We start from the raw sequence: 24,369 nt of genomic DNA, 5'->3' as shown, positions 1-24,369 counted from the left end.
TTTCAGGTTGGGATTCATGGCGAAGAAGGACTTTACTCAGGGAAACGTGCTCAATCACATTCTAGTGATGTCGGCAACGTCAACCGTTGGCCTATTGGCCATCTTCGGCGTTGATTTAACGGATCTTATTTTTCTTAGTCAACTGGGTGACCACGATATCTTGGCGGCAATTGGCTTTGCTGGGGTTATCCTTTTCTTTACCCAATCTATTGGCATTGGCCTATCGGTAGCGATGTTAGCGCTGGTCTCTAAGGCTATCGGTCAAGCTAACGAAGCGAAGATGAAGGCAACCGCCTCCAATATCATGCTTTTTTCATCTATCGTCGCGGTGGCCATTGCCCTAGTTACCTTCCCATTGCTGGATCAGCTGCTGGCGTGGTTAGGTGCTACTGGACGCGCCGCTGAATTGGCGTATCGCTACAGCGCGTGGTTGTTGCCATTCTTTCCTGTGATGGTCATCGCAACCTCCGCCAATGCCATTGTGCGTGCACTGGGTGACGCAAAGCGGGCGATGTCCATGATGCTTGCCGGCGCTTTGGTAAATCTTATTCTTGACCCGATTTTTATCTTCTATTTCGAATGGGGTATTGAAGGTGCCGCAATGGCGTCGGCAGCCGCGAGGGTTACCATGGCTTGCTTCGCGCTCTACGCAGTGTTGAAGGTTCACCCTATGCTGGCGCGAATCAACTGGCAGCATTTTCGAGCTGAGGCGGGCATGATTGCGCGCTTTGCACTCCCAACAACGCTCACCAACTTCGCCACGCCAATTGGCATGGCACTGCTCACCTATAAGCTGGCTGAAATTGGTACTACCGCGGTAGCTGGTTCCGCTATTATCTCGAAGATTACGCCCGTCGCGTTCGCAGTATTTTATTCGCTATCGGGTGCGGTGGGGCCGATTATTGGGCAGAACGTTGGTGCGGGTCAGTACCCGCGGGTAATTGACACGTTGAAGACCTCGGTTAAATTTAGCTGTGCTTACACGGCCGTGCTTTGGTTGCTCATGGTAGTTAGCCTACCCTATATCCTCATGCTATTTGGGGCGGAGGGGCAAGTTGCCGAAGTGGTAAGCGCTTTCTGCTATTTCGCGATTCCGCTTACCTGCGCGATGGGGGCGCTATTTGTTGCGAACGCAGGCTTCAATAATATGGGGCGACCGGGTTTTGCCACGGCAGCCAATTTCTTGCGGAACAGTTTAGGCGTTATACCCTTCGTTTGGCTGGGCGCCGAGTGGTTTGGTGCTGAAGGAGCCATTGTTGGCTTTTCATTGGGCGGCTTTGTGTTTGGTGTACTCGCTATTTTTTACTGTATACGACTGGCGAAATCTCGTTTGGAGAGGCAGCTATTAGCGGAGATGAAAGATGCAAATTGACATACTGGCTTTGGCCGGCGCGTGCGCGGGACTGGTACTGATAATGGTGGTCATGGCGTTGCTGTGGCTGAGACAATACCAGCGTACTGGCCAAGCGCTGCAATCCGCAGAGTTAGCACTACAAGCCCACCGTCAGCGTGCCGTCGAAGCTGACAAGATGGCCGCCGAGTTAGCGGAAATTCAGCAGACCAATCTAAACAACGATCGCCAACTACAGCGAGCCCGAGCACTGCTGGAAGCCAAGGAAGCGGAGCAACAGCGTTTAGCTCAGCAAGCAGAAAGCAGGGAACAGGAATTGAGTGTCGTTCAAGTAGCACTCTCTGCGGCAAAGGAGCAGCTCGCAGAGCAGGCGGCCACCTCGAAGGAAAGAGAGGCGAGTTTTGCTCGACAGCTCGCCGACTTTAAAGCCAGTAGAGAGCAGCTGAAGAATGAGTTTGAGCAGCTCGCCCAAGAGGTGTTGGAGAAGAAGGGGCAGGCATTCAAATTACAAAGTGAGGATTCCATCAAGCAGCTTTTGCAGCCGCTGCAGATCGACGTGAAGGGTTTCCGGGAGAAGGTTGAGTCAATACATGTTGAAGAGTTGAAACAACGTAGTGCGCTTCGCCAAGAGTTGATCGGGCTTCAGGAGTTAAACCGACAAATCACTGACAAAGCCGATGCGCTAACCAGTGCACTTCAAGGTCAAAAGAAGTTGCAAGGTAACTGGGGTGAGCTGATGCTCGAAAATGTCTTAGACAGTTCGGGATTGCGTCTGGGTACTGACTACACCCGCGAGAAAGGGTTTACGGATGCGAATGGCAAGCAGCAGCGCCCCGATGCCATCGTTTATCTGCCTCAAGAAAAGCATTTAATCATTGACGCCAAGACATCATTGGCCGCGTATACACGGTTTGTCAATGCTGAGGACGACGACCTGCGAACCGCAGCGCTTGCTGAGCACGCGGCAGCTGTTAGTGCTCGTATTACGGAGCTGGCAAATAAAAATTACTACAACCTACCGGAGCTGAATTCGCCGGAAGTCGTGATCATGTTCATTCCCATCGAATCGGCTTATGTGGAAGCGCTTAGATACGATGAAAGCTTGTACCAGAGAGCGATAGAACAAAATGTCCTAGTGGCAACGCCAACTACGCTATTAACCAGTCTAAATATCGTCAGACAGCTGTGGCGTTTTGAGGATCAAAGTAAACACAGCGCCGAACTAGCGACCCGCGCCGCTAAATTCTACGACAAGCTAAGGCTGTTCCTAGAGAGTATGTCACGAGTTGGCAAAGGTATTGATCAAGCTCGAGAGCACTACGACAAGGCATTAGGGCAATTATCAACTGGGCGCGGAAATCTAATTAAGCAAGCGGCCGAGTTCAATGAGCTGGGCGTGTCTGTAACCAAAGAATTGGATGCCGAGCTAGTAGGTAAAGCAAATCTTGAGTTGCCAGAGACGTCGACGAAAAATGATTGATTTCATACATACTTTTCTTTTGATGATAACTCATGTAAAACTAATTGTAGGAACACATTAATACTACCCATGGAAGGTCACATTGCAATGGAGCGGTTGCTCATCAAAGCCAAGCATAGCCAAATTCGGTCTGTGTCTAGCGAAAAGCACCATGAGGAATGGTTACCGTTCCTTCAAGGCCGCAGCGGCAGCTTTCTCGATATTGGCGCGGCGAGTGGGCGCGATGCGCACTGGTTTGCGTCACGCGGTTGGCAGGTCACTGCAGTCGAGGATAATCTTCAGTGGCAACGGCTCTACGATGGCGACGCTGAGGTAGAGTGGATTCACGATAAGCTACCTAATTTGTTGAGCCTCATTAGTAAGCCTCAGTACGACGCAATTCTAGTCAGTAATCAATGGCCGCGGCTGAATCGTATCGAGCAGCAGCAGGCGTTACTGCGCCTCTTTGGTTTAATGAAGTCTGACGGATTGTTAGTGGTGACATGGTCGGAGGGTGGGGACTACAAGAACGACTTCCCCGTTGATTACCTACCGTTACGCAATGCGCTGATTGTTGAAGGGCCAGATGCGATTGATCCCACAGCTACTATGTACACCGCTATTTTCGGAGCTAATCAAAGTTTATAATAATAAAGGCGAAGTTGAATGCTAGATGTTGTAGTGATAGGTGGTGGCCATAACGGGTTGGTGTGTGCGTTCTACCTGGCAAAGAAAGGCTTAAAGGTAAAAGTTCTAGAGAAACGCGGCGTTGTCGGAGGGGCAGCAGTCACGGAAGAGTTTCATCCTGGGTTTCGCAACTCAACTGCCAGCTACACCGTTAGTTTGCTGAACCCTAAGGTTATTGATGATATGGATTTGTCTCGTCACGGCCTAAAGATTCTTAATCGTCCCACCTCCAACTTTCTTCCGATTAATGACACTGAGAGCTTGCAGCTTGGTGCTTCATTAGCCGAAACCCAGAAAGAGTTTGCGCGGTTTTCAACTGCCGATGCCGAAGCACTTCCGGCCTATTACGAGATGTTGGAGCAGGTGGCGGACTTCCTTCGCGGAATGTTACTTGAAACTCCTGTTCAGTACGGCGCTGGGTTCGCAAATGTTATGCGCGGCTTTCGAATGGCAGGGTCGCTTAATAGGATTAAGGAATCAGGTCGCCGAGATGTTATTGATTTGTTTACCAAAAGTGCGGCAGAAGTGCTTGATCAGTGGTTTGAAAATGAGCACGTGAAAGCCATCTTTGCGTTTGATTCAGTGGTAGGTAACTACGCTAGTCCGTATACGCCGGGGTCTGCTTATGTATTACTTCATCATGTGTTTGGCGAGGTGAATGGTGTCAGCGGCGCTTGGGGGCATGCGGTAGGAGGTATGGGCTCCATTACTCAGGCTATGGCGGCAGCGGCCTCTGAACTGGGCGTAACCATACAGACCTCAGCGGGGGTTGATGAAGTCATTATTGAGCAGGGTAGAGCGGTTGGAGTCAGACTTAGCAATGGCGAAATCGTTAACGCCAAGCGAGTGGTGTCAAATACTAATCCCAAGTTACTATTCCAACAGTTGGTGGCAGATGAGCATCTGCCTACCGAGTTTAAGCGAAGAATTGACGCCTATCGTTGTGGTTCTGCAACCTTCCGCATGAATGTGGCATTGACCGAACTACCGGACTTTAAATGTAAGCCTGGTGTAACCATGCAACCGCATCATCAGAGTGGGGTGGTGATGTCGCCCACCATGGACTACATGCACCAAGCCTACGTTGATGCAATGGCAGATGGCTGGTCAGCGCGTCCCATTGTAGAGATGCTGATTCCTAGCACGGTTGATGATAGCCTCGCACCACCAGGACAGCATGTGGCGTCACTCTTTTGTCAGCACTTTGCACCAGAGTTAAAAAATGGCCGCAGCTGGGATGATTTTCGTGATGAGGCAGCCGCGTGCATTATTGACCTTGTTACGGAGTTTGCCCCCAATTTTAAGTCTGCCGTCATTGGCAAGAAGATACTATCCCCCCTGGATTTGGAGCGGGAGTTTGGCTTAATTAGCGGCGATATTATGCACGGTTCTCTAGGGCTCGATCAGCTCTACACTAATCGGCCCATTCATGGATATTCAGACTACCGAACGCCTATTGAGGGGCTGTATCTGTGTGGGTCGGGTACTCATCCAGGAGGTGGAGTGACCGGAGCGCCAGGGCATAATGCTGCCAACGAAATCTGGAAAGATACAAAGAGCTGGTGGCAGGCCTAGCTCTCTACGGTGAGTAATGGCTCACACTCCTAGGGCTAAAATGGCTAAAAATATTGCTCATCAAGCAGTTTGTAACACGCCCACTTGAAAAACACATCGAGTGGCGATAAACATGAGTACTAAGCTATCACTAGTATGAGAGAAAGAAGATTCAAATAGGACGGTCGGACGTATGCAAAGCGAAAGTCAGTTTAAAATCATTGGTTGTGGCAACTCCGAGTCGCTGTCGCATTTTAATAATAATGCATTGCTAGCGTGTTCAGCCGGAAACCTAATGATTGACTGCGGGCATACGGCTAAGCAGGCGCTTCATCAACAGGGATATAGTTGGTCTGATATTGATGCCGTGTATATCACCCATGTCCACGGTGATCACGTCTTTGGTCTTGAGCGATTAGCCTTTGAGAGTCGCTTTAAACTAAATACTCGTCCTACGCTCTTTCTTGAGCCCTCGTTGGAGGTAGACTTGTGGGAACACACCTTAAAGGGTTCTCTGGGCAATATAAACGGTGAGCGGCAAAAGCTAACTGACTACTTTGATGTGAAGTTGATCAGTGAAAACTCGTTCCGCTATGGTCCCCATACTATTCGTTCCATCCCCGTAGATCATGCGCCGGATAAAGCCGCGTTCGGGATCCTAATAGACAACTACCTCTTCTACTCCGGTGATACCAAGGCGATCCCTGAAGTGATCAATAACCTGACCTTTGAAATAGGCTTTCACGACGCTTCTATCGCCGACGCTAGCCCCGTTCACGCACATTTCGATGCGCTGCAGGCCGCTTATCCTTCGGACGTCTGCAAAAAGCTATTCCTCATGAGTTATGAGGATAATTGGCAACTCGCGAACAAGGATATTCGGGGTGTTTTTGCCGGGCTGGCGTACCAAGGGCAAATGGTTGCCTTGCCCTAGGCGCTAGTGTTGGCGCTAAAACACCGCGCTGAGGTCAAGCGATTAGCGTATTAATTGAATCCTACCAACAACTCGGGGTACTCTAGTATGATGAAAACATCCCCTGATACGCTAAAAGCTACCTTAAAGTCTCAGTCTATTGATGGCCCGCTAGGGACTCGCCTTCATCGAGCCGTCAGCTGGCTCGCGTGCGCGACTGATAGTGAGTCCGATGACCTTCGTTTTATCAGCCTTTGGATTGCCTTCAGCGCATGTATGGGCGTAGCGGATGAGCAGCATACGAAGCTTGGAGAGCGCGCTCTTTTTCAGTTATTTATTCAGCGATTGGTCTCTCGGGATGAGCAAAGGCTGGTGGAAAATGTGATCTGGGAAACCTACCCTAATGCGGTAGCATCGCTGCTTGAAAATCCGTACGTAATGCGAGAATTTTGGGAGCATCAACGTATCAGTAACCCGCAATGGGATAGCTTGCTGACCCGCCAACGTCTGCGTGCCTCACGGTATTTCCAGGAGCGCAGTGGGGCGAAGATTCTGGGGTTAGTATTGGATCGGCTAAGTGTGCTGAGAAATCAGATTATGTTTGGCGGGGCTACCTTCAAGAGTTCGGTTAATCGCTCTCAGGTGGCCGAAGGTACGCTACTATTACAGGAGTTGGTTCCCGCTGTGATTGAGGTGATGATGTATTCAGCCAATGACGACTGGGGCGAAATCTATTATCCTGTTATGAGTCAACCCCACTAATGACGAGCTGGAAAAACTGAGGAAAGCGTTGTGATTATAATGTGTCCACATTGTTCGGGTTTAAATCGAGTACCTGAGAATAAAATGGGTGCTGAGCCACATTGTGGCATGTGCCGCCAGCTAGTCTTCACCGGTGGCCCGGTTAGTTTTAATCGAGCGCAGTTCATCCGGGCAAGAGATAAGTCCGATCAACTATTAGTGGTAGACTTTTGGGCGGATTGGTGTGGGCCATGCCGAAGTTTTGCGCCCACATTTAAACGTGCAGCTGAAGTGCTCGACCAGCAGGCACGTTTTGTCAAAGTGGATACCCAAGCTGAAGAAACGCTGGCCAGAGAACTCAATATTCGGTCATTGCCGACTATTGCCGTTTACCGCCATGGTAAGGAGCTAAATCGCTTGGCAGGTGCCCTAGATTTGGCGCAGTTTACCAAGTGGCTAGCGCCCTACCTATAGCGTCTTACCTATAGCGTCTTACCTATAGCGCCAGCGCAACCCGAAGGTGAGTGTTGCGTCCAACTTCCTATTTGGGGCTGAGCCCAAGGTTTTGCACGGCCGCTAAGCGCTACTTTGTCTTACGCTTAAAGATAACCATCTGACCAATAATAATAAGCAGCACACCGATATAATCGGTGCTCTTCCAAACTAAGCCTTCGAACAGCGTTGAAATAAGTAGCGCTAAGACCGGAGTGATCACGGCAATATAGCCGGCCTTACTAGGGCCCACATTTTTCATTAGCGATAAGTAGCTAGTAAATGCGACGATTGAGCCAAAAATGGCGAGATAGAACAGTGACGCTAAATAACTAGGCTCCCACGAGAAGCTAAAGCTATTACCAGTCAGTGGCACGGCTATTGCGGTGAAGACGGTGCACCATATCATCCACCAAACGTTAGTGGTGATAATACTATGCCCAGCATTACCATTCTTTACGGCCACCATATTGGCGCTTGATGCGGCGAGGGCCGCGACAATAGCGAAGCTAACACCAATTGCATAGCGCGGTTCAAAGGCGATGAGGTCGGGGGCAAACAGTACAGCAATTCCGGCTAGGCCAAGAAGTGAGCCAATGGCAAGCTGGCGGGTTATTAGGTAGCCAAATAGCACTCGTGACAAGACGATGTTAAAAAAGAGAATACCGCTGCCAGCTACGGCCACAAGACCCGACGAAATTTCTGCTTCAGCGCGATACACGGAGATGTAGTTGACGGTATAGAATAGCCCCAACAGCATCATCCAAAGCTGAGCGCGCCAAGACACCCTAATATCTACCCGCTGCCATTTTGCGATGAGTAGCATCCCAATCGAAGCAATCGCAAAGCGATAGCTCACGGAGGCCTCAGGTGCTACCTCGCCAAGCTGGAAGGTAATGGCAATCCAAGTCGTTCCCCAAATGAGCGAGGCGATGATAAAAAGGGCAATGCTGTTCACGATATATCCTATCTATTGAGGAGTGCATTAAAGCGCCATCCCCAACGATAGGCAAGCATTGTTGCGTGGAACCACTAAGGGCTTTACGAAGCGTAGAGCAGTTCGGCAGGTTGGTACATCACCCAGGAGGCCAGTACATACTTGGTTTGTGTTGCCGAACGAAGACCTCGATGTGTATGGGTAAAGCCACAGGGGGCCAACAGTAGCGAGCCAGCTTCGGGCTGAATGGCTACTTGCTGATGAATGAACTCGGTTGCACCACCGTCAGTTACGTCATTCAAGTAAATCAGCACAAGCAACACGCGATGGAGTGATCTTTGAGCACTGTCGTTCGGGTGAGGAAATTGCTCACTATGCCAGTGGTGGTAGCCGCCAACCTGGGGTGAATAACGTTGCATGTTAAATCCGTCTAGGCGAAAAATCTTGTGAACTATCTGGCTGAGCGTCTGATCGTTGAGTGCAGTGAGCTCGGAAGCCGTAATTGATCGAGGCTGAGATGTCTGAGGATCAATAATTGAAGGAGCGACCGCGCCAGTCACTAGGTGTGGATAACTTCGCACATAGTTCGCCAAGGCTGCCATAACTCGTTGCTCGATAACTTGCCTATACGGCTTCCACGCTTCGAGCTTGGTGATATTTAAATCCAAGCTATTCTTCTTGCTCGGATCAACCCCGCTGCCTGTTCGTCCAGGGTGATGCGCCGAAGATCCTTCAAATAATGTAATGACGTCAGCACACTCTTCAGGTGAGAGTAGATTTTGAAACTTGGTAATAAAATGTTCAGTCATAATAATAGGGGGGCTCATGCCCCCCTTACCTTAAATCCGATGTGACACCTAATTATAGTGACACGATTGGATCAGGCGTACCATCGGTGTCGTTACCAGCGAAACCACTAGTTGATGGATTGCCGTTACGCATCATGATCACTGCGCAGGCAGCTGGTGCGGCCATTGAAGTACCCGACATCGTTGCGGTACCACCACCTTTGCCCAACGATAAGATGTTTACACCAGGAGCAGCGTAGTCTACCGGCGGGTTGCCAAAGTTAGACCAAGACGCCAAATTATCATTGATGTCTGTTGCTGAAATGGTGTAAACGTTGTTACCGTTTGCTCGAGCTGGAGAGTGATTGTTTGCATCGTCACCATCGTTACCGGCGGCTAGAACAAAGAAAGCTCCTGACTGCTGAGCTGCTGCGATAACGGCATCATCAAGCGCCTGTGTAACACCGCCACCGAGGCTCATATTAACGCAATCACCTGGCTGAGCGTTGGCAGCAACGTGGTCGACACCAGCAATAACACCGGACCATGAGCCACTACCACGACGATCGAGAACGCGAACTGGTACTACTGTGGCACCCGCCGCGACACCAATCACATCTTGGTCGTTATCCAGTGCAGCAATCGTTCCAGCAACGTGTGTGCCATGGCCGTTGTCGTCATCCATTGAGCACGTTGAACCTTTACAAATAGAGCTAAAGCCACGAGCGGCGTCGATGTTGAGGTCAGCATGATCAAGGTCAATGCCAGAATCGACTACCCAGGCCGTATAGCCAGTGCCATCAACGGCTCCGCCCACTCGGGTAACACTCCAGGGAACAACTTGACCAGTAGTTCCGCCGCCGCCACCTGGCTTACCACGTGAGGCTGAGACAACGCCATCTGGGTGTAGGCTAGCCACTTCAGCATCGCCACCGAATGCGCGCTCTGCGGCGTGACACGGCATATTAACCGTAAAACCTTTGATAGAGTTTGCATAGACATGACGAACCGACGCGTTGCCCCGTCGAGCCATAGCGTTCGCCAAGCCAGTTACTTTGTTTGCCGCTACTGAGTCATTAAACTGGACGATACAGCGGTTCTGGACATTAGCGACTTCATCGCTCATGGAGAAGGTAGGCGCTTCTGCAGAAGCTTGCGCACCAATAGCTGCAAGAACAGCTGAAGCAAGTAGTTTTTTATACATAGACAATACCTTTTGGGTTGTGGAACACCAACTAAAAGTCCCTTTAGCTGATGGTCAGCTTTGTAATGAGTTATCTTGCTGACACGTCAACTATAGTGGAAGTTACTTAGGCGATTGTCTTAAATTTGAGCAAATGAGAGCTGTGTCACGCTTTGTTGGTCTCACGTCTCGGCTCCGCGCTAAACCTAGAGCCGATAGACTCCTTCACAGTTTAATACCTCTTCGAGATCCGTGAACGCATCATAGCTCTCGGTCATCAGTTGAGGGTCGGCTAGGTCTGCCGGAGAGAGTTCGTCACGGTAATGCTGGTTGACCCATCCGCTTAACACATCCAGTTGAGCTTCCGTCGCAATAAAATTGGGGTTGATGGCAGCCATTTCCTCATTGCTCATCAATACCCGCAGACGCAGACAAGCGGGGCCGCCACCATTGCTCATAGATTGCCGCACGTCTACATAAGTAACGGTGCGAATAGGTTGTGAATCATCGGCGATGAGGCGCTCGAGGTAGGCAAATACCGCCTGATTGTCTCGGCACTCGGTGGGCGCAATGAGGTGCATCTCATGGGTTGAACCATCGGGGCTAGCGAGCAGCTGGCTATTAAATAAATAGCTGCTGATCGCATCCGCGAGGGAGACATCGTCTCGCGACACGCAAATAGCTTTGAAGGGCATTCGTTCAGCCAGCTCGGCAAAGACGGCTGCTTGCTGCGACGCTACAAACGCGTCTTCATGGAAGAATAGGGCTGGCCCGTTACCAACAGCAACGACGTCATTGTGGAATGCGCCTGCGTCAATAGCGACAGGGCTCTGTTGGAGGAATAGCGCATCGCGAGTCTCGTGAGCGCGAGCCACAGCTTGGCTGGCTTTGAGAGTTTGACGCGCCGGGAAGCGCGTTAAGTTCGATTGACCTGTGCGGCCATAAACAAACAAGCCCACACCGGCATCCTGATACGAACTACCAAGGCGAGTATGATTGGCGGCACCCTCATCGGCAAACTCGCTCTGGCCATACAACGCTGAGTGTACTTTGAAGTACTTGGTATTGTTAAACACCGCCTTCAAAATTCTTTCCGTCTGAGGGTATTCAATGGCACGGTGAGCGGTGGTTAAAAGGTTTGCGGGCGTGAAGTGCACCTTGCCATCTTTTGAATCCAGTGAAGGCGTAACGGTTGCTGCATTCGCCGCCCACATACTCGAAGCGCTGTAAACCATACTAAGCAGCTCGGGAGCCTGTTTAGCGGCTTTGTTTATAATCTGAGCGTTGGTGCCGGTGAATCCTAAGTTCCGCAACACATTGAGGTCGGGGCGAGCATTAGGTAGTAGGAAGCCCTGCTTATAGCCCTTACGGACTAGTGTACGCATTTTTTCAATACCTTGAAGCGCCGCCTCTCTGGGGAATGACGTGTTCTTGGCGTTCTTCGCCGACGCCAAGTTTCCTACCGCGAGGCCGCTGTAATTGTGAGTGGGCCCAATAAGTCCGTCAAAATTCATTTCGTGAAAAGTCATTTCGCTAAACCTCGTGCAATTAAGGATTGTGAGCGGCTTGCTGCACCGTGCATGGTTGCCTGTGGCCAGGCGGCATAATCGGCAGCGTAGTAAGCGCTAGGGCGGTGGTTGCCGCTTGCGCCCACGCCGCCAAAGGGCAGCGAGCTGGACGCGCCAGCTGTAGGTGCGTTGATGCTTGTGACGCCCGCTCGGATGTGAGTAAGGAAGAGGTGTTGCTCCAGCTCGTTGTTGGAAACTAAACCGGCGGCTAGTCCATAACGCGTTCGGTTGGCTTCGCTAATAGCATCATCCATCGAACTTACGCGTGTAAGCTGGAGCAATGGGCCGAAAAGCTCTTCGTCGGGTACGTTTTCAACCTGGGTTACGTCAATGAGTCCGGGGCTGAGGCGAACCCCAAATTCGTCTAGCTGCGCCATAGTTCGCAGCGCAGTGGCGCCGGCGTCAACGAGCGCCGCTTGTGCGCTGATTAAGCTCTCTGCCGTTGTTCGATTAATAACAGGTCCCATAAATGCCTCGGCACTTTGGTCTTCAGCACCATCAACGATCACCCGATGCATGAGCGCAACTAAGCAATCTATAAACGCCTTGTTCGACGCACTCTCAACCAGAATTAGGCGGTTGGCGCAGGTACAACGCTGCCCTGCGGAGAGGAAGGCACTCTGAAGAACCAGTTCTGCTGCGTGAGAGGGATCGCTGTTGGGCGAAACAATGATGGCGTTGTTACCGCCCATTTCTAGCGCCGCTATGACCTCGGGTCGGCCACCAAGGCTGCGATGTATTGCAGTCCCCGTTAGTGATGAACCGGTGAAGAGTACGCCATCGATATTGCCATTCACTAATGCGACGCCGGTCTGTTTTGCACCATTAACCAAATTGATAACCCCGTCAGGCAGCCCTGCTGCTTGCCAGCATTTCATCGTGAGTTCGGCAACGGTAGGTGTTTGTTCACTGGGCTTGAAGACCACCGTATTCCCAGCCAAAAGTGCGGGCACAATGTGACCATTAGGGAGATGCCCTGGGAAATTGTACGGCCCAAATACTGCCATCACCCCGTGAGCACGATGCTGAAGCTCCAGGTTGTCGTTTCGAGAATGACCAGTTCGCTCATGATAGGCGCGAATACTGATGGCAACCTTATTGATCATTGCGGTCACTTCGGTATCCGCTTCCCACTCTGGTTTTCCAGTTTCACAATGGATGGTGGTGGCGAGCTCACTCCGGCGCGACGCGAGCTCACTAGCGAACGCCTCGAGTACCGTGATCCGTTGATCGAGTGTTTTGGCGGACCACTCACTGAATGCTCGGCGGGCGCCGCTGATTGCCTCGTTGACATCGCCCTCAGTAGACTCGTTACCGAGCCAAATGAGGTTGGTTTCGCAAGGACTGTAGGAACGCATTTCGGGGCCGCCGGCGGCAACCCATGTACCATTGATAAAATTACTCATGAGGTCTTACCTGTATCAAGCAAGTGAATTTCGTCACCACTGGCGATGTTAAGTTGTGTGGCGATGCTTGGCGTGATGGTTGCGGTGCTGTCTTGCAAGACAGCAGGTTCGCACACAACCCGAAAGCTCTCCAGCGAACTGTTGGCGAGCATATAAATAGGCTTTGATGAATCGTCTAATTCAGCGTCTACGCGCACCTTGCGATGCGCCGTTGCCTTGACACTATGAAGATTCGCGACCTTCGCGCGGAGAATTGGCCCTCCATCGAATATGTCGATCATCTTGTCGTATTCAAAACCCTCGGCCTCGAGTAGTTCCACGGCTCGAACGGTATCAACGTGAGGCTTGCCGAGTACTCGTTGGGCTGAATCGGCTAACATGCAGGTGTAGATGGGATGTTTAGGCATTAATTCGGTAATAAATTGGTTGGAGCCGATGCCACAGAGTCGATCCGCCTCTTCGAAGCTCATGTCGAAAAACTGCCGTCCTATCGCCTCCCAAAACGGGCTGATTCCCTGCTCGTTTAGCCAGCCGCGCATTTCCGCAATAACATAGGGTTGGAAGCGGTGCGAGTGCTGGCCCATCAGCAAGTAACGGGAGCGCGACAGCCAGTGCCCGTTGCCACGATAGTCAGGATCGAGGAACAGCGTGCCGACCTCTGCGCAATCGGTGTAATCGTTGCTGAGGTGAAGCATCTCCGCACGAATTTGCTTGTCCAGCGAGTGGGAGTGGTGGGTAACGGACATGAGTCGATAGGCGTAAAAAGCTTGGCGCGTTCCGGTGGTACCATAAACGGCGGCCGTTCCAACTACCCGAGACTTGGCCGTGTCAGACATGACCAGCAAAAAATAATCGTCCACATGGTTTTGCGATCGCGCAAAGCTTTCCGTTGAGAGGGTGACTTTAGCAGCTAAGGTTTCGCGGTCTGGCGGCAGTGAGGTGAGACCCTTGCCCGCTTTGAGTGCCAGCGCATACAAGTCCTCAACATCGGCTAGTTCAGCTGGTCGAATAACGAGCATGTTAAGCGTCTCCAAGTAGCGCGTTTATGTTTGGGATAGACTTCTCGGCGAGGGCACAGATAAGCAGGGCTGACAGTTGTGCTCGCTCGGCAAAGCTGTCTAAGCAGGCAAACTCTTCATCGGAATGGATTAGGCCACCTCGAACCCCGAGGGTGTCGATATTCAATAATCCCGCGGCGGCCAAATTATTACCTTCACAGCAGCCCCCAGTTGGCTTCCACTGCACATCCAAGCCTAATTCAGCACCGCAGCTTCGAAGTAGTTCGAACATCTGTTGTTGTGCTTCCGTCATTGGTTTCGGAGGGCGATTGAAGTGGCCATGTAAGTCAAACGAACAGCCAGTTTCAGCCGAGATCTCGCCTGCGAGGTTGTTAATCGTGTTGATAATACGAGTGTCTTCCGGTTGATCAACGCGAATGTTAAAGCGAACAATAGCGAGTTCGGGTACCACATTGACTGGGCCGCCACCTTCAATCTTGCCAATGTTTACAGTCAGGCCAGTTTCGCGGTTGCTGAGCGACTCAATCTGGGTGGCAAACTTAGCTGCGGCGGTGATGGCGTTCTTGCCCTCGAAGAACTCTCTACCCGCATGCTTTGCTAGGCCTCTTACGATCATGCTGAAGTTGCCGCTGCCCTTTCGTGCGCCGGCGAGGGTTCCGTCGGCCAACGCTGGTTCGTACGTGAGTCCGAAATGCTTATTCTGCGCGAGCTTAGTTAATTCTGGAGCCGAACGAGGAGAGCCAATCTCTTCGTCAGGGGAAATCGCGACGGTAACACCAATTAAGGAATCCAGCGGTGTTCCAGCAATGGCTCTGAGCGTAGCGAGCAGCACCATTAAACCGCCTTTCATATCGGCAACACCTGGACCACGGAGGTGATTACCCTCAACCCAAGTGGTTTGAAATGCACTATGAGCCGGAAACACGGTGTCATAGTGACCCGTACAGAGTAACTGCAATGGGGCTTGCTCGTTGCGAGCGAAAATAAGCATGGGAGCAGTGTCCCATCGGTCCATAGACCCGTCAGACGACACCGACTCAATAGCAGGAAGAGCTCGACACTCGCTTCGGTCTGCCCAGGTACTGAACAATTGGATTAGCTCGTTCGCGACCAAATTGAGACCGTCGACATTCGTGGTGCCAGAATTTAATTCGGCTAGTCGCCGTGTCTCAGCTATCATCCAGTCAGCTTCTGAATGAAGCTTAGCAATTAAAGACGATTTGGTAGTATGTAATGCAGTTTCGGTCATAAGTTGCTCAGATCTAATATCAGTAAATCTAGTCTGCATCAAAATGGCACGTAATAGTTGCGGAAAAGAAATTGATAACAGAATTAAATTCGTTGAAGAAAACGGCAATATGTCCCAGAATCTAAGCATGCTAAAAAGTGAATCAACACTTTTCAACACCCATTGATTGCTAGACAATTGAATAAAATTCGTATTGTTGCAGTCATTCGTAACACCAGACTGGTGTTCTGTTAGGAGATTAGACGATGAAAGAAAATATGGCGAGCTTGATGGCTAAGGATGCAGAGGTTCTATTACACCCAGCTTCTTCAATTACGGCATTATTGGCCAACGGTCCAGATATGATTACGTCGGCTAAGGGCTCAACGGTCACGGATGCGAATGGACGAGAGCTCCTCGATGCGGTGGGTGGTCTGTGGTGCGTTAATGTGGGTTACGGACGCAAAGAATTAGCGGACGCTATGCAGCAAGCAGCTCAGCAAATTAGTTACTATCATACGTTTTCAAACGCCTCGAACCCTTGGCAGGTTGCTTTAGCTGAGAAACTGCTCAGTAAAGCTCCCGAGCAGATGACGAAAATCTTTTTTGGGAGTTCCGGCAGTGATGCTAACGATACGATTATTAAATTGGTGTGGCACTACTTCGCGTTAAAAGGGCAGCATAGCAAGACCAAGATGATTGCTAGAGAGCAGGGTTACCATGGCACCTCAATCTCAACGGCGTCGCTAACTGGTCTAGGTGGCTTCCATAAGGAGTTCCCGCTGCCGCTTGATTTCGTATTGCGTACAGAGTGTCCGCACTTCTATACCAGAGGGAAAGCGGGTGAGACCGAGGAGCAGTTTTGTGATCGCCTAATTGACGAAGTAGCACAGCTCATTGAACGAGAAGGCGCCGAGAATATTGGCGCGTTCTTTGCCGAACCTATTCACGCAGCGGGTGGGGTTATCGAACCTCCAAAGGGTTATTACCCAAAACTGCAATCGCTATTGAAGGCAAATGATATTCTCTTAGTTGCTGACGAAGTGGTCTGCGGATATGGTCGTTTGGGCAAGTGGTTTGGATCGCAGGTACTTGATATCAAACCTGACTTCATGGCCACCGCAAAGGGTTTAACCAGTGGCTATTTCCCAATGTCTGCCGTGTTTATGACGCAAGATATTTGGGAAGTAATGAAGTTAGGCTCCGAGAAATTGGGCGCCTTCTCTCACGGATACACGTACAGTGGTCACCCAATTGGTGCTGCCGTCGCTCTGGCTAATCTTGAAATTATTGAGAAAGAAGGCTTAGTTGAGCTAGCAGGTGAGACTGGCCGTTACTTACACGAGCAGCTACAAGCCGAAATTGGTGATCATCCTCACGTTGCGGAAATCCGCGGGCGTGGTCTTATCGCCGGTGTACAATTAGTGGCGAATAAAGCGAGCAAGTTGCTTCCGGACCCTGCTGAGAAGTGGCCGTTGAAAGTAGCCAATGCCTGTCGCGAAGCGGGCGTAATTGTTCGTCCACTGCCAAGTGTAGGAACCATTGCTATTTCCCCTCCGCTGGTCATTACCCGCGAGGAAGTCGATCAGTTGGTGTCGGTGCTCAAGCAAGCCATCGATTCGGTAACATTCGGCAATTAAGGCGAGGATGTGGCAATGTTAGATCGGCTAGATCTGCGTATACTCAGCCTCATACAGGCTAATGGTCGCTTGGCGAATAAAGAGCTAGCGGAGCTTGTTAATTTGTCGCCTAGTGCCTGTCATCAGCGCTTTCAACGCCTTCAGGCAGAGGGGTGGATAAAGTCCTTTAGTGCCGAAGTCGACGTGGAGCGACTCTGCTCCCCGGTGCAATGTATTGCTTCGGTGAGTCTCAGTAATCATTCGCCAGATACCTTTAGAGTGCTGGAGGAGCAAGTTGCTGCAACAGCAGAGGCTTTGGACGCCTACACGGTGAGTGGTAACTGTGATTTTATCATCCGTTTTGCCTGCGCGAATATGACGAGGTATATGGAGTTAACCAGTCAGTTAATTGATCGTTGCCCTGAAATTAATAACATCTCTACGCATGTGATTATGCGCGAAAGTAAGCGCTTCAGCGGTTATCCGCTAGCGGAACTGGTGGCAAACCCGCTCTCTCGATAATCGCCAGACTGATGGGTTAAAAAGGGAAGGAGCGTAGCGCTACCTTCCCTTTTTTGGCGCCAACCTGGCAGCTGCTGTGTGCCTCGCCAGCTTAACTCCCGAAAATTAACGAAGTTGATCGAGATCTGCTAACGATGGGTCAACCTTTGGAGCAGTTGCTAACGCCGCACTGACTTTGTCTAAGTCTTTGGCGACGAAACAATCACGCCCACGTGACTTGGCTTCGTATAGTGACGTATCGGCAACACGAAGTACCCGCGAGGTAGAGTATTTGTTGGAGGTAAACACGGCGCCACAGCTGTGAGTAAATAGGCCTCCTATTGCTCGACGGTTAGCGTAAAAAATATCCTCAAGTGCTTGCTCAAGCTCCACCAATGAATCAATCGTAATGATCGCGGCAAATTCGTCGCCTCCTAACCTTGCCAGACAGGCATCGTTGCCAAATGCCCGAGATAGGATTGACGCAAACTCTTTGAGTAAATCATCACCGGCTTCGTGACCTTTGGTATCATTGACGCGCTTGAAGTGATCGATATCGAAGAGCAGTATGCCGAGGTGCTCATTCGTTTTGAGCACACCCTTTCGTCGCTCAAATTCATGCTCAAAGGCTCGACGATTAAAAAGGCCAGTCAATGAATCCGTGAAGGCGTACTGACTTAACTGTTCGCGAAGCATTCGATTTTCCAATCGTTTCAGCCGCATCCGCTCAGTCACTCTGCCGCTATAGCCCCAGAAAACCCAGAATGGAATGACTTGACCGACTTCAGCGGCGAGATTAATCGGGTAACCCGTCTGTGCGATAGCATAGACAGCCAGCATATAGCCAATGCCCATGGCAAACGAGAGGACCAGCGACTGTCGAAAAGTCATTAGTCCACCGCCGAAGAGCAGTACAGTAAACCATCCTCCAAGCACCAGAATACGTAAGTCTGGCATCAAATAGGCGAAGTAGCTTATTAGGGTCACCGCTCCAAGAGCGGGTACGACGAGAAAGTGTGGGTCGAAGAACGCGAGAAAGCGATCAACTTTCGTGACCACGATAATGAACATCGAACCCCAAACCATGGAACAGACCGCTATCGCTGAAATCCAGTCCTGGAGTGAAAGTTCAATGGCGTCCAAAATGGCCAGCGGAAGAATAACGGCAAGCAGGAGGAAGAACCCCTCGGAGGCGCGCACAATGGCTTTCCGTTTTCGCCGTGATCGCTCAGTTTGCGTCAGCGAAAATTGATGCGGCTTTAATGGCGAGAAGTCCTCCATACTATCATTTCCTAAGGTTCGTAAATGACGTCAACCTTGTTAGCACTTCGCTGATAGCCGTCGACTGTAGGCTGATGGCACTTTTCGATAGCATCCCGTTTTAACTTCATTGTTGGCGTCAGCAAGCCATTCTCGATTAGCCATGGCTGAGAGCAGACGATGACCGCATCTAAGCGTTCATGTGCTTCGAGTTTAAGGTTGGCCTCTCCGGCGATGGCTTCAAGCGTTTCGGCGTTGCACGGGATGCCTTCAGCCAGCACAACCAAAGCAATGGGTTGAGGCAGACCGCTACCCATGACGCAAACTTGCTCAATTTGCGGGAAAGCAGATAGCAGTGATTCGATACCCACCGGCGAGACATATTTGCCCTTTGAGGTTTTGAATTGTTCTTTTACGCGGCCAATAATTTCCAGCGCGCCGCTTGCTCTAAAGCGCCCGAGGTCACCAGTCTTTAACCATTCTCCGTCCATGGTCTCGGCAGTAGCTTCTGGGTTCTTGAAGTAGCCAGGCGTGATGAATGCGCCGCGGATAAGAATCTCACCATCCTCAGATAGCTTAATATCTGCGCCGGGAAGTGGGCGACCAATTGAGCCAATATCTTCAACTCGAAAAGGTAGATTGATGGTGCCGACACAGCTAGTCTCCGACATCGCCCAGCCCTCAGATATAGGTAGGCCAACCTGGTGATACCACTTGAGAACATCTGGCGAAATGGGCGCGGACCCAGAAATTATTACACGCGCCTTATGAAGCCCTAGTGTCTTGCGAACCTTTTTAGCGAGTAGCTTACCTACTAACGGGATCTTAATTAGTTTTGCGAATCGATCGGGCCCGATTTTATCGAGAACCTGAAGTTGGATCTTCAGCCAAATCCGTGGCACAGCGAAGAAAACAGTAGGCTCTGCGTGGCAAATATCTTCTCGGAAGGTATCTAGCGACTCAACGAAAAAGATCTGCATGCCCGAGTGAAGCGCGGTCAACTCCACGAGCCCCCGCTCTGCAATGTGCGCGAGTGGGAGATATGAGACTACTCTGTCTGCGTTGGTGTAAGCGTCCCCGGAAATCTCAGCTGAGGCCACGCCAATTGCCTGGCAATTACCAAAGGAAATCATGACTCCCTTAGGTTTTCCAGTGCTGCCAGAGGTATAAATAATTGACAGTAAGTCGTCGTCAGAAGGTTGATACGGTTGTTCAATTGCAGGCGTTACTGCAATTAAATCCTGCCAGCGCAAATCACATGCGGGCATTGGATAAGGGAAGGAGATGGTTTTAATGCCGCCGGCAAAAACACCCGCGACATGGTCGTAATTATCAAGCTTGCCAACGAAGACCGCTTTCGCCTCGCTATGCTCGATGACGTAATCAATAGTGTCCGCGCCGGCACTAAAGTATATGGGGACGCTGATAAGTCCGGCCTTCATAATGGCTAAATCGGCCATGATCCATTCGGCGCAGTTCTTCCCCAGAATAGCAACGCGATCTCCCTTTTCTAGCCCCAACTGAAGTAATGCGGCAGCCATTTTGGAGCTCTGCTCATCCACTTCGGAAAAGGTATAAGAGGTCCATTCACGGTTAAAGGGCTGGTGCAGAAAGGGTGCATTAGGTTGGGTGGCAACGTGCTGAGCGAGGCTTGCTAGCGGGCGATAATTAGACATAAGCATTTCACCATATAGTTCGTTTTTATTATGGATTCAGTATGCCACATCCGCCGATTGAGTAAACCCTTAAAGGGGGGGTGTTTAGGCTAGCTCTTCGCAGGTCTAAACGGCACAACATTGTTGGCGGGAAAGACGCTGAATTGGACGGCACAGCCGATTTGGTCGTTCACGGAAACGGCCTCTATTAGGGCGCATTCCGGATGACGAATAATTCGATAGTTTTCAAATGACGCCTGATCCAATTTAAGGATTTGCTCCCAGACCTCTCGAACACACATTAAGGCAAAGTCGAAGGGGGAATTGATATCCACATGGACCTCAACTTCCACTAGGTGGTCCAGTAGGTCTTCACTCAAGCTAATTTTGGTCTTCTCGTCAATAAACGGTGTTGAAGGGTCAATCAGCGAAAGATTGAGCGCAACCATAAGATTGTTGGCTTCTTGAGCTAAGTCCTGTGGTTCAAACCTAGCTAGTAAGTGTCTTGCTTCGTTCATGAGACAAACCCCCCGGTTATAACAATGAATAGCCCAGAGCGCAGCCGTGCTTTCGCCCTAAAAGTGAATACTAACCTAATAGTAGTTGAGATGATGGGGTAGTCAACAAAGAATTTATGTCTAGGCACACCATATAGTGTGCCTAGACATGAATTTGCACTAATTGTAGTGATTGGAGGGGTTAATCGCGAAAGTTATTGAACTGAAATGGTTGCCCCAAGTCAGCGCTTCGAACCGCCTGCATAGCCTGCTGTAAATCATCGCGCTTCTTGCCAGTAACACGGACTTGGTCACCTTGAATGGCGGCTTGGACTTTGAGTTTAGCGTCTTTAATGAGCTTAACTATCTTCTTTGCTACGTCTGTCTCAATACCTTGCTTAAATTTGACATCTACGGTGAATGCCTTGCCTCGATGAGTTGGCTCGGGCTCGTAATCCATTGTGAGCGGGTCCACTTTACGCTTTATTAGCTGCGCGCGAAGGATGTCTAGCATTTGGTCGCATTGAAAGTCACTTTCTGCCGTAAGGCTAATCACATCGTTCGCGAACTTCACTTGGGTGTCAACTTTACGGAAGTCATAGCGATTGTTAATTTCGCGCTCGGTATTTTGCGCCGCATTCAACAGCTCGGCAGATTCAACTTCTGAAACAATATCAAAGGATGGCATAGTTAACCTCGTTCTATAAGCGGCAAGAGATCTAGCACGGTTGCCAGCATGTCTTTGCCCAGTTGTTGACTGCGGTCGCCGTTCCAACCGAACTCCGGCGAGGGGGCATTAGCATTGTCTTTGAACGGCATTTCTAGGGTGAGCGCTAGCGTTTTAAACTGATTGCCCATCCAGTTGCTTCCCACGGTATGATTCGCCTCGCCAGGCGCGTCCACGTCATAGCCATATTGAACCTGAAATTGGTCACTGCGCTTGAGTAAACTATCGCGGAAAGCGTTTTCAAGTTTAGCCATATAAGGTGAGTAGTTCGCGACGCCTTCACTTGCGGCAACGAAGTTGTAGGGAAGGGCTTCGTCTCCGTGAATATCGAGGAACATGTCGCCGCCTTCGGCAAGCATTTTGGCGCGCACCCAAAAAACCTCGGGGCTCTTCTCGATTGATGGAGACTGCCATTCTCGATTCAGGTTCATCCCCGCCGCATTCGTTCTTAAATGACCGCGAACGCTGCCGTCTGGATTCATATTTGGGACAATATAGAATACGGCTTGAGCCCGCAGTTGCGTGGCGAGCTCAGACTGCCCGAGTAATTCGTCGAGTAACCCTTCAATGAGGTGTTCAGCCATACTTTCGCCAGGGTGTTGCCGAGCGGTAACCCAGATAACGGGCTTATTTTTCGCGTCCTGGCCAATCTTCAGTAGGTCGATAGGTCGGCCATCAAGCGTTTGGCCTAGCACTTGGTGTGAGACGTCTTCATGTTGTTGAGCTTTGGCGATCAGTGCCAGATGTTGCTCATAGGAGAAGGGCTCGAAGTAGGCGAACCAAATCGTGTTCGCGCTAAGTTTGGTGTCAAAACGAAGATTGCTTCCGTCAAATGAGGCATCTAGACGATGCCAGGTCTTTCGGTCGTAGCTAAAGCAGACGCGGTAGTCAGGCCACCCTTCTAGGTAGGCAGCTTGACCCGCATTGCGAATACAGCAACGAAGGGTTGAGCCCTGCTCGCCGGTCACTGAAAAGTGGAACCACTGGAAGTATTCGGAGTAACGATCGTTACGAATCTCGAGTTGAAGCTCATTGTTGGATTCGCCCACGAAATGAATGTTACCACTGTCGAAGTTACTGTTGACCGTAAACATGTATATTCCTTGGTAAATTAGCTGTTTGCATTGTATTTTACATACTGTAACTGTAGGAGAAAATTTCAGTTTCTATTTGGCACTCAATCGCAAACTTGTTGCAAAGGATAGTATGGGTAGAAGTTCAGCATATCAACAGCCAGACTATGAATATCTGGTGGAAAATTCCAACGCAATTATCGTGTGTTTTAGTACCGATGGCGTGATTACCTATGCGAACGACTTCGCCCTTAGATTCTTCGACTTCGAAGCCGAAGCGCTGATTGGAAAACAAGTATTAGGAACTATTACGCCGCTCGAAGATTCCGCCGGGTATAACCTCGAAGGCATGATCCACGAAATTAGCAACTTACCTGAAGACTATCGGATCAACATCAACGAGAATATAAAACGCACTGGCGAGCGTGTTTGGGTGCGGTGGACGAACTGCGTTCAGACGGACGATCAGGGTAAGGTGCTTGGCGCAATGTCCATTGGCATTGATGTCACAAGGCAGCTCGAACTTGAGCGGCAAGTAAGTCAGATGCGGAAACTCGATGCGCTCGGTACTTTAGCGGGCGGCGTAGCGCACGACTTTAATAATATCGCGCAGGGAATGTCTGGGTTCGCGGAAATGATAAAGCACGAAGATGACCCTGATGTCGTCAAACATCTTGCTGACAGCATAATTAGCGCAGCAGCGGATGTGGGTAGGCTGACCAATAACCTATTGAGCTACTCTAAAGTTAACCACGCTGATTTAGAGCTATGTGATGTTGAGTCCTCCGTGCAAAAGGCGGTGCAACTCGTTGAGTCAAATCTAAAACCAGGGGTCTCTATTGAGATTCGAAACCATAACGGCAGCGATCAAATCAGGTTAGATCGTTCTGGGCTTGTGAGCGCAACGATTAACTTGCTGCTTAATGCTAATGATGCCACAGACCCCGGCGGTAAAATTGAAGTTGAAATTCATAAGCTGGTGGAGGCTGAGCCACGAATCTTAAATAATGGTGTTCAACTAACAGCCAATACTTATTGGATAGTAGACGTAAGGGACTGGGGGGTAGGCGTCCCCGCTGATATTGCTCAGAAGATCTTTGATCCCTTCTTTACAACCAAAGTGCGCAACCAAGGCACAGGTCTTGGCTTGGCAAGTGTGTTCGATTTCGCAACCGCCCATCGAGGTAGTGTTGAACTGCTTCGCTCCGAGGATGAGACCTGCTTCAGGCTCTATCTTGCTGAAAGTGCCGAAGCGCAGTTGAGCCCGAGCGAGCTGAGTGGGCAGGAAGATACAGTGGCTATCGAGTCTGGCGGTATACGGCACAGCGCAATTCTGCTCGTGGATGACGAGGCCTTCGTTAGGCTGTATGCCGAGAAGGTTTTTGCTCGCGAAGGTTATCAAATACGAACCGCTGCGAGTTGTGATGAAGCGCTGACAATAGTTCAACACGAAGGGTTTGAGTTTGATGTGGCAATCATTGACATGGTGATGCCGGAGGTGACGGGAGTGGATACTTGGCTTAAGTTGAAGGCGCTAAGGCCAGCGGCTAAGGCGATATTGGCAACGGGCTATGCCAGCGAGGAGCAGCTCAAGCGAGCCGAAGCCGCAGGGTTTTCCCATTGCATCAAAAAGCCATTTAAGTTTGAGGATGTTCTAACAGCGCTCGCGAAGAGCTAGTGCCTTGTGATCACGGCGCCAGCCTTGGGTAGC

Annotated in this window: 22 protein-coding genes; 10 read left to right on the top strand and 12 right to left on the bottom strand. The window is 50.5% G+C overall.

Annotated features, from left to right (window positions below):
* The first annotated feature begins 16 nt into the window (after positions 1-16).
* The 7 genes from DFR27_RS12270 (at position 17) to trxC (ending at position 7,179) form a co-directional block, all read left to right on the top strand.
* Positions 17-1,372, top strand: coding sequence for an MATE family efflux transporter (locus DFR27_RS12270; RefSeq protein WP_121877773.1), 1,356 nt, complete (start codon positions 17-19; stop codon positions 1,370-1,372).
* Positions 1,362-2,831, top strand: coding sequence for a DNA recombination protein RmuC (locus DFR27_RS12265; protein ID WP_121877772.1), 1,470 nt, complete (start codon positions 1,362-1,364; stop codon positions 2,829-2,831). The genes DFR27_RS12270 and DFR27_RS12265 overlap by 11 nt, the downstream gene beginning before the upstream one ends.
* An 87-nt stretch (positions 2,832-2,918) precedes the next feature.
* Positions 2,919-3,458, top strand: a complete 540-nt coding sequence (locus DFR27_RS12260; protein WP_147434546.1) for a class I SAM-dependent methyltransferase — start codon at positions 2,919-2,921, stop codon at positions 3,456-3,458.
* Positions 3,459-3,476: 18 nt separating this feature from the next.
* Positions 3,477-5,072 (top strand): phytoene desaturase family protein, encoded by a 1,596-nt coding sequence (locus DFR27_RS12255; protein ID WP_121877770.1) that lies wholly within the window; start codon positions 3,477-3,479, stop codon positions 5,070-5,072.
* Between the two features lie 172 nt (positions 5,073-5,244).
* The gene (locus DFR27_RS12250; protein ID WP_121877769.1) at positions 5,245-5,985 is read left to right on the top strand and encodes an MBL fold metallo-hydrolase; all 741 of its coding nucleotides are present in this window, start codon (positions 5,245-5,247) and stop codon (positions 5,983-5,985) included.
* Between the two features lie 87 nt (positions 5,986-6,072).
* Positions 6,073-6,726, top strand: a complete 654-nt coding sequence (locus DFR27_RS12245; protein ID WP_121877768.1) for a hypothetical protein — start codon at positions 6,073-6,075, stop codon at positions 6,724-6,726.
* 39 nt (positions 6,727-6,765) lie between these two features.
* Entirely contained in the window at positions 6,766-7,179 is a 414-nt protein-coding gene (gene trxC / locus DFR27_RS12240; protein WP_245962659.1) for a thioredoxin TrxC, read from the top strand.
* Between the two features lie 109 nt (positions 7,180-7,288).
* Here trxC and DFR27_RS12235 read toward each other — a convergent pair whose 3' ends face one another.
* The 7 genes from DFR27_RS12235 to DFR27_RS12205 form a co-directional block, all read right to left on the bottom strand.
* Positions 7,289-8,155, bottom strand: coding sequence for a DMT family transporter (locus DFR27_RS12235; protein WP_121877766.1), 867 nt, complete (start codon positions 8,153-8,155; stop codon positions 7,289-7,291).
* Positions 8,156-8,238: 83 nt separating this feature from the next.
* Complete coding sequence (locus tag DFR27_RS12230) at positions 8,239-8,961, bottom strand: 2OG-Fe(II) oxygenase (protein WP_121877765.1); 723 nt, start codon at positions 8,959-8,961, stop codon at positions 8,239-8,241.
* 34 nt (positions 8,962-8,995) lie between these two features.
* Positions 8,996-10,126, bottom strand: a complete 1,131-nt coding sequence (locus DFR27_RS12225) for a S8 family serine peptidase (RefSeq protein ID WP_121877764.1) — start codon at positions 10,124-10,126, stop codon at positions 8,996-8,998.
* A gap of 185 nt (positions 10,127-10,311) precedes the next feature.
* A complete protein-coding gene (astB, locus tag DFR27_RS12220) occupies positions 10,312-11,634 on the bottom strand; it encodes an N-succinylarginine dihydrolase (protein ID WP_121877763.1) in 1,323 nt (440 codons plus the stop codon).
* The gene (astD, locus tag DFR27_RS12215) at positions 11,631-13,079 is read right to left on the bottom strand and encodes a succinylglutamate-semialdehyde dehydrogenase (RefSeq protein ID WP_121877762.1); all 1,449 of its coding nucleotides are present in this window, start codon (positions 13,077-13,079) and stop codon (positions 11,631-11,633) included. The genes astB and astD overlap by 4 nt, the downstream gene beginning before the upstream one ends.
* Positions 13,076-14,098, bottom strand: a complete 1,023-nt coding sequence (locus tag DFR27_RS12210) for an arginine N-succinyltransferase (RefSeq protein ID WP_121877761.1) — start codon at positions 14,096-14,098, stop codon at positions 13,076-13,078. Before DFR27_RS12210 ends, astD begins: the two co-directional genes overlap by 4 nt.
* A 1-nt stretch (position 14,099) precedes the next feature.
* The gene (locus DFR27_RS12205; RefSeq protein WP_170150860.1) at positions 14,100-15,347 is read right to left on the bottom strand and encodes a hydrolase; all 1,248 of its coding nucleotides are present in this window, start codon (positions 15,345-15,347) and stop codon (positions 14,100-14,102) included.
* A 245-nt stretch (positions 15,348-15,592) separates the two neighbouring features.
* Between DFR27_RS12205 and DFR27_RS12200 the strand changes: the two genes are divergently transcribed.
* Positions 15,593-16,966, top strand: coding sequence for an aminotransferase family protein (locus DFR27_RS12200; protein ID WP_121877759.1), 1,374 nt, complete (start codon positions 15,593-15,595; stop codon positions 16,964-16,966).
* A 15-nt stretch (positions 16,967-16,981) separates the two neighbouring features.
* The gene (locus DFR27_RS12195) at positions 16,982-17,467 is read left to right on the top strand and encodes an Lrp/AsnC family transcriptional regulator (RefSeq protein WP_121877758.1); all 486 of its coding nucleotides are present in this window, start codon (positions 16,982-16,984) and stop codon (positions 17,465-17,467) included.
* A gap of 105 nt (positions 17,468-17,572) precedes the next feature.
* Here the strand turns inward: DFR27_RS12195 and DFR27_RS12190 are convergent, their stop codons facing one another.
* The 5 genes from DFR27_RS12190 to DFR27_RS12170 form a co-directional block, all read right to left on the bottom strand.
* Positions 17,573-18,727, bottom strand: coding sequence for a GGDEF domain-containing protein (locus DFR27_RS12190; protein WP_121877757.1), 1,155 nt, complete (start codon positions 18,725-18,727; stop codon positions 17,573-17,575).
* A gap of 11 nt (positions 18,728-18,738) precedes the next feature.
* The gene (locus DFR27_RS12185; protein ID WP_170150859.1) at positions 18,739-20,382 is read right to left on the bottom strand and encodes an AMP-binding protein; all 1,644 of its coding nucleotides are present in this window, start codon (positions 20,380-20,382) and stop codon (positions 18,739-18,741) included.
* Between the two features lie 89 nt (positions 20,383-20,471).
* Positions 20,472-20,879, bottom strand: coding sequence for a hypothetical protein (locus DFR27_RS12180; RefSeq protein WP_121877755.1), 408 nt, complete (start codon positions 20,877-20,879; stop codon positions 20,472-20,474).
* A 181-nt stretch (positions 20,880-21,060) separates the two neighbouring features.
* On the bottom strand, positions 21,061-21,546 hold the full coding sequence (locus DFR27_RS12175) for a YajQ family cyclic di-GMP-binding protein (RefSeq protein ID WP_121877754.1): 486 nt from the start codon (positions 21,544-21,546) through the stop codon (positions 21,061-21,063).
* A gap of 2 nt (positions 21,547-21,548) precedes the next feature.
* A complete protein-coding gene (locus tag DFR27_RS12170) occupies positions 21,549-22,679 on the bottom strand; it encodes a M14 family metallopeptidase (RefSeq protein ID WP_121877753.1) in 1,131 nt (376 codons plus the stop codon).
* 112 nt (positions 22,680-22,791) lie between these two features.
* Here DFR27_RS12170 and DFR27_RS12165 point away from each other — a divergent pair, with 112 nt between their 5' ends.
* Complete coding sequence (locus DFR27_RS12165; RefSeq protein WP_147434544.1) at positions 22,792-24,336, top strand: hybrid sensor histidine kinase/response regulator; 1,545 nt, start codon at positions 22,792-22,794, stop codon at positions 24,334-24,336.
* The last annotated feature ends 33 nt before the right edge of the window (positions 24,337-24,369 follow it).

The organism is Umboniibacter marinipuniceus, from assembly GCF_003688415.1.
GTDB classification, from domain to species: Bacteria; Pseudomonadota; Gammaproteobacteria; order Pseudomonadales; family DSM-25080; genus Umboniibacter; species Umboniibacter marinipuniceus.
Note: the sequence above shows the minus strand (reverse complement) of the source record. Positions and strands in the feature narration are given on the sequence as shown.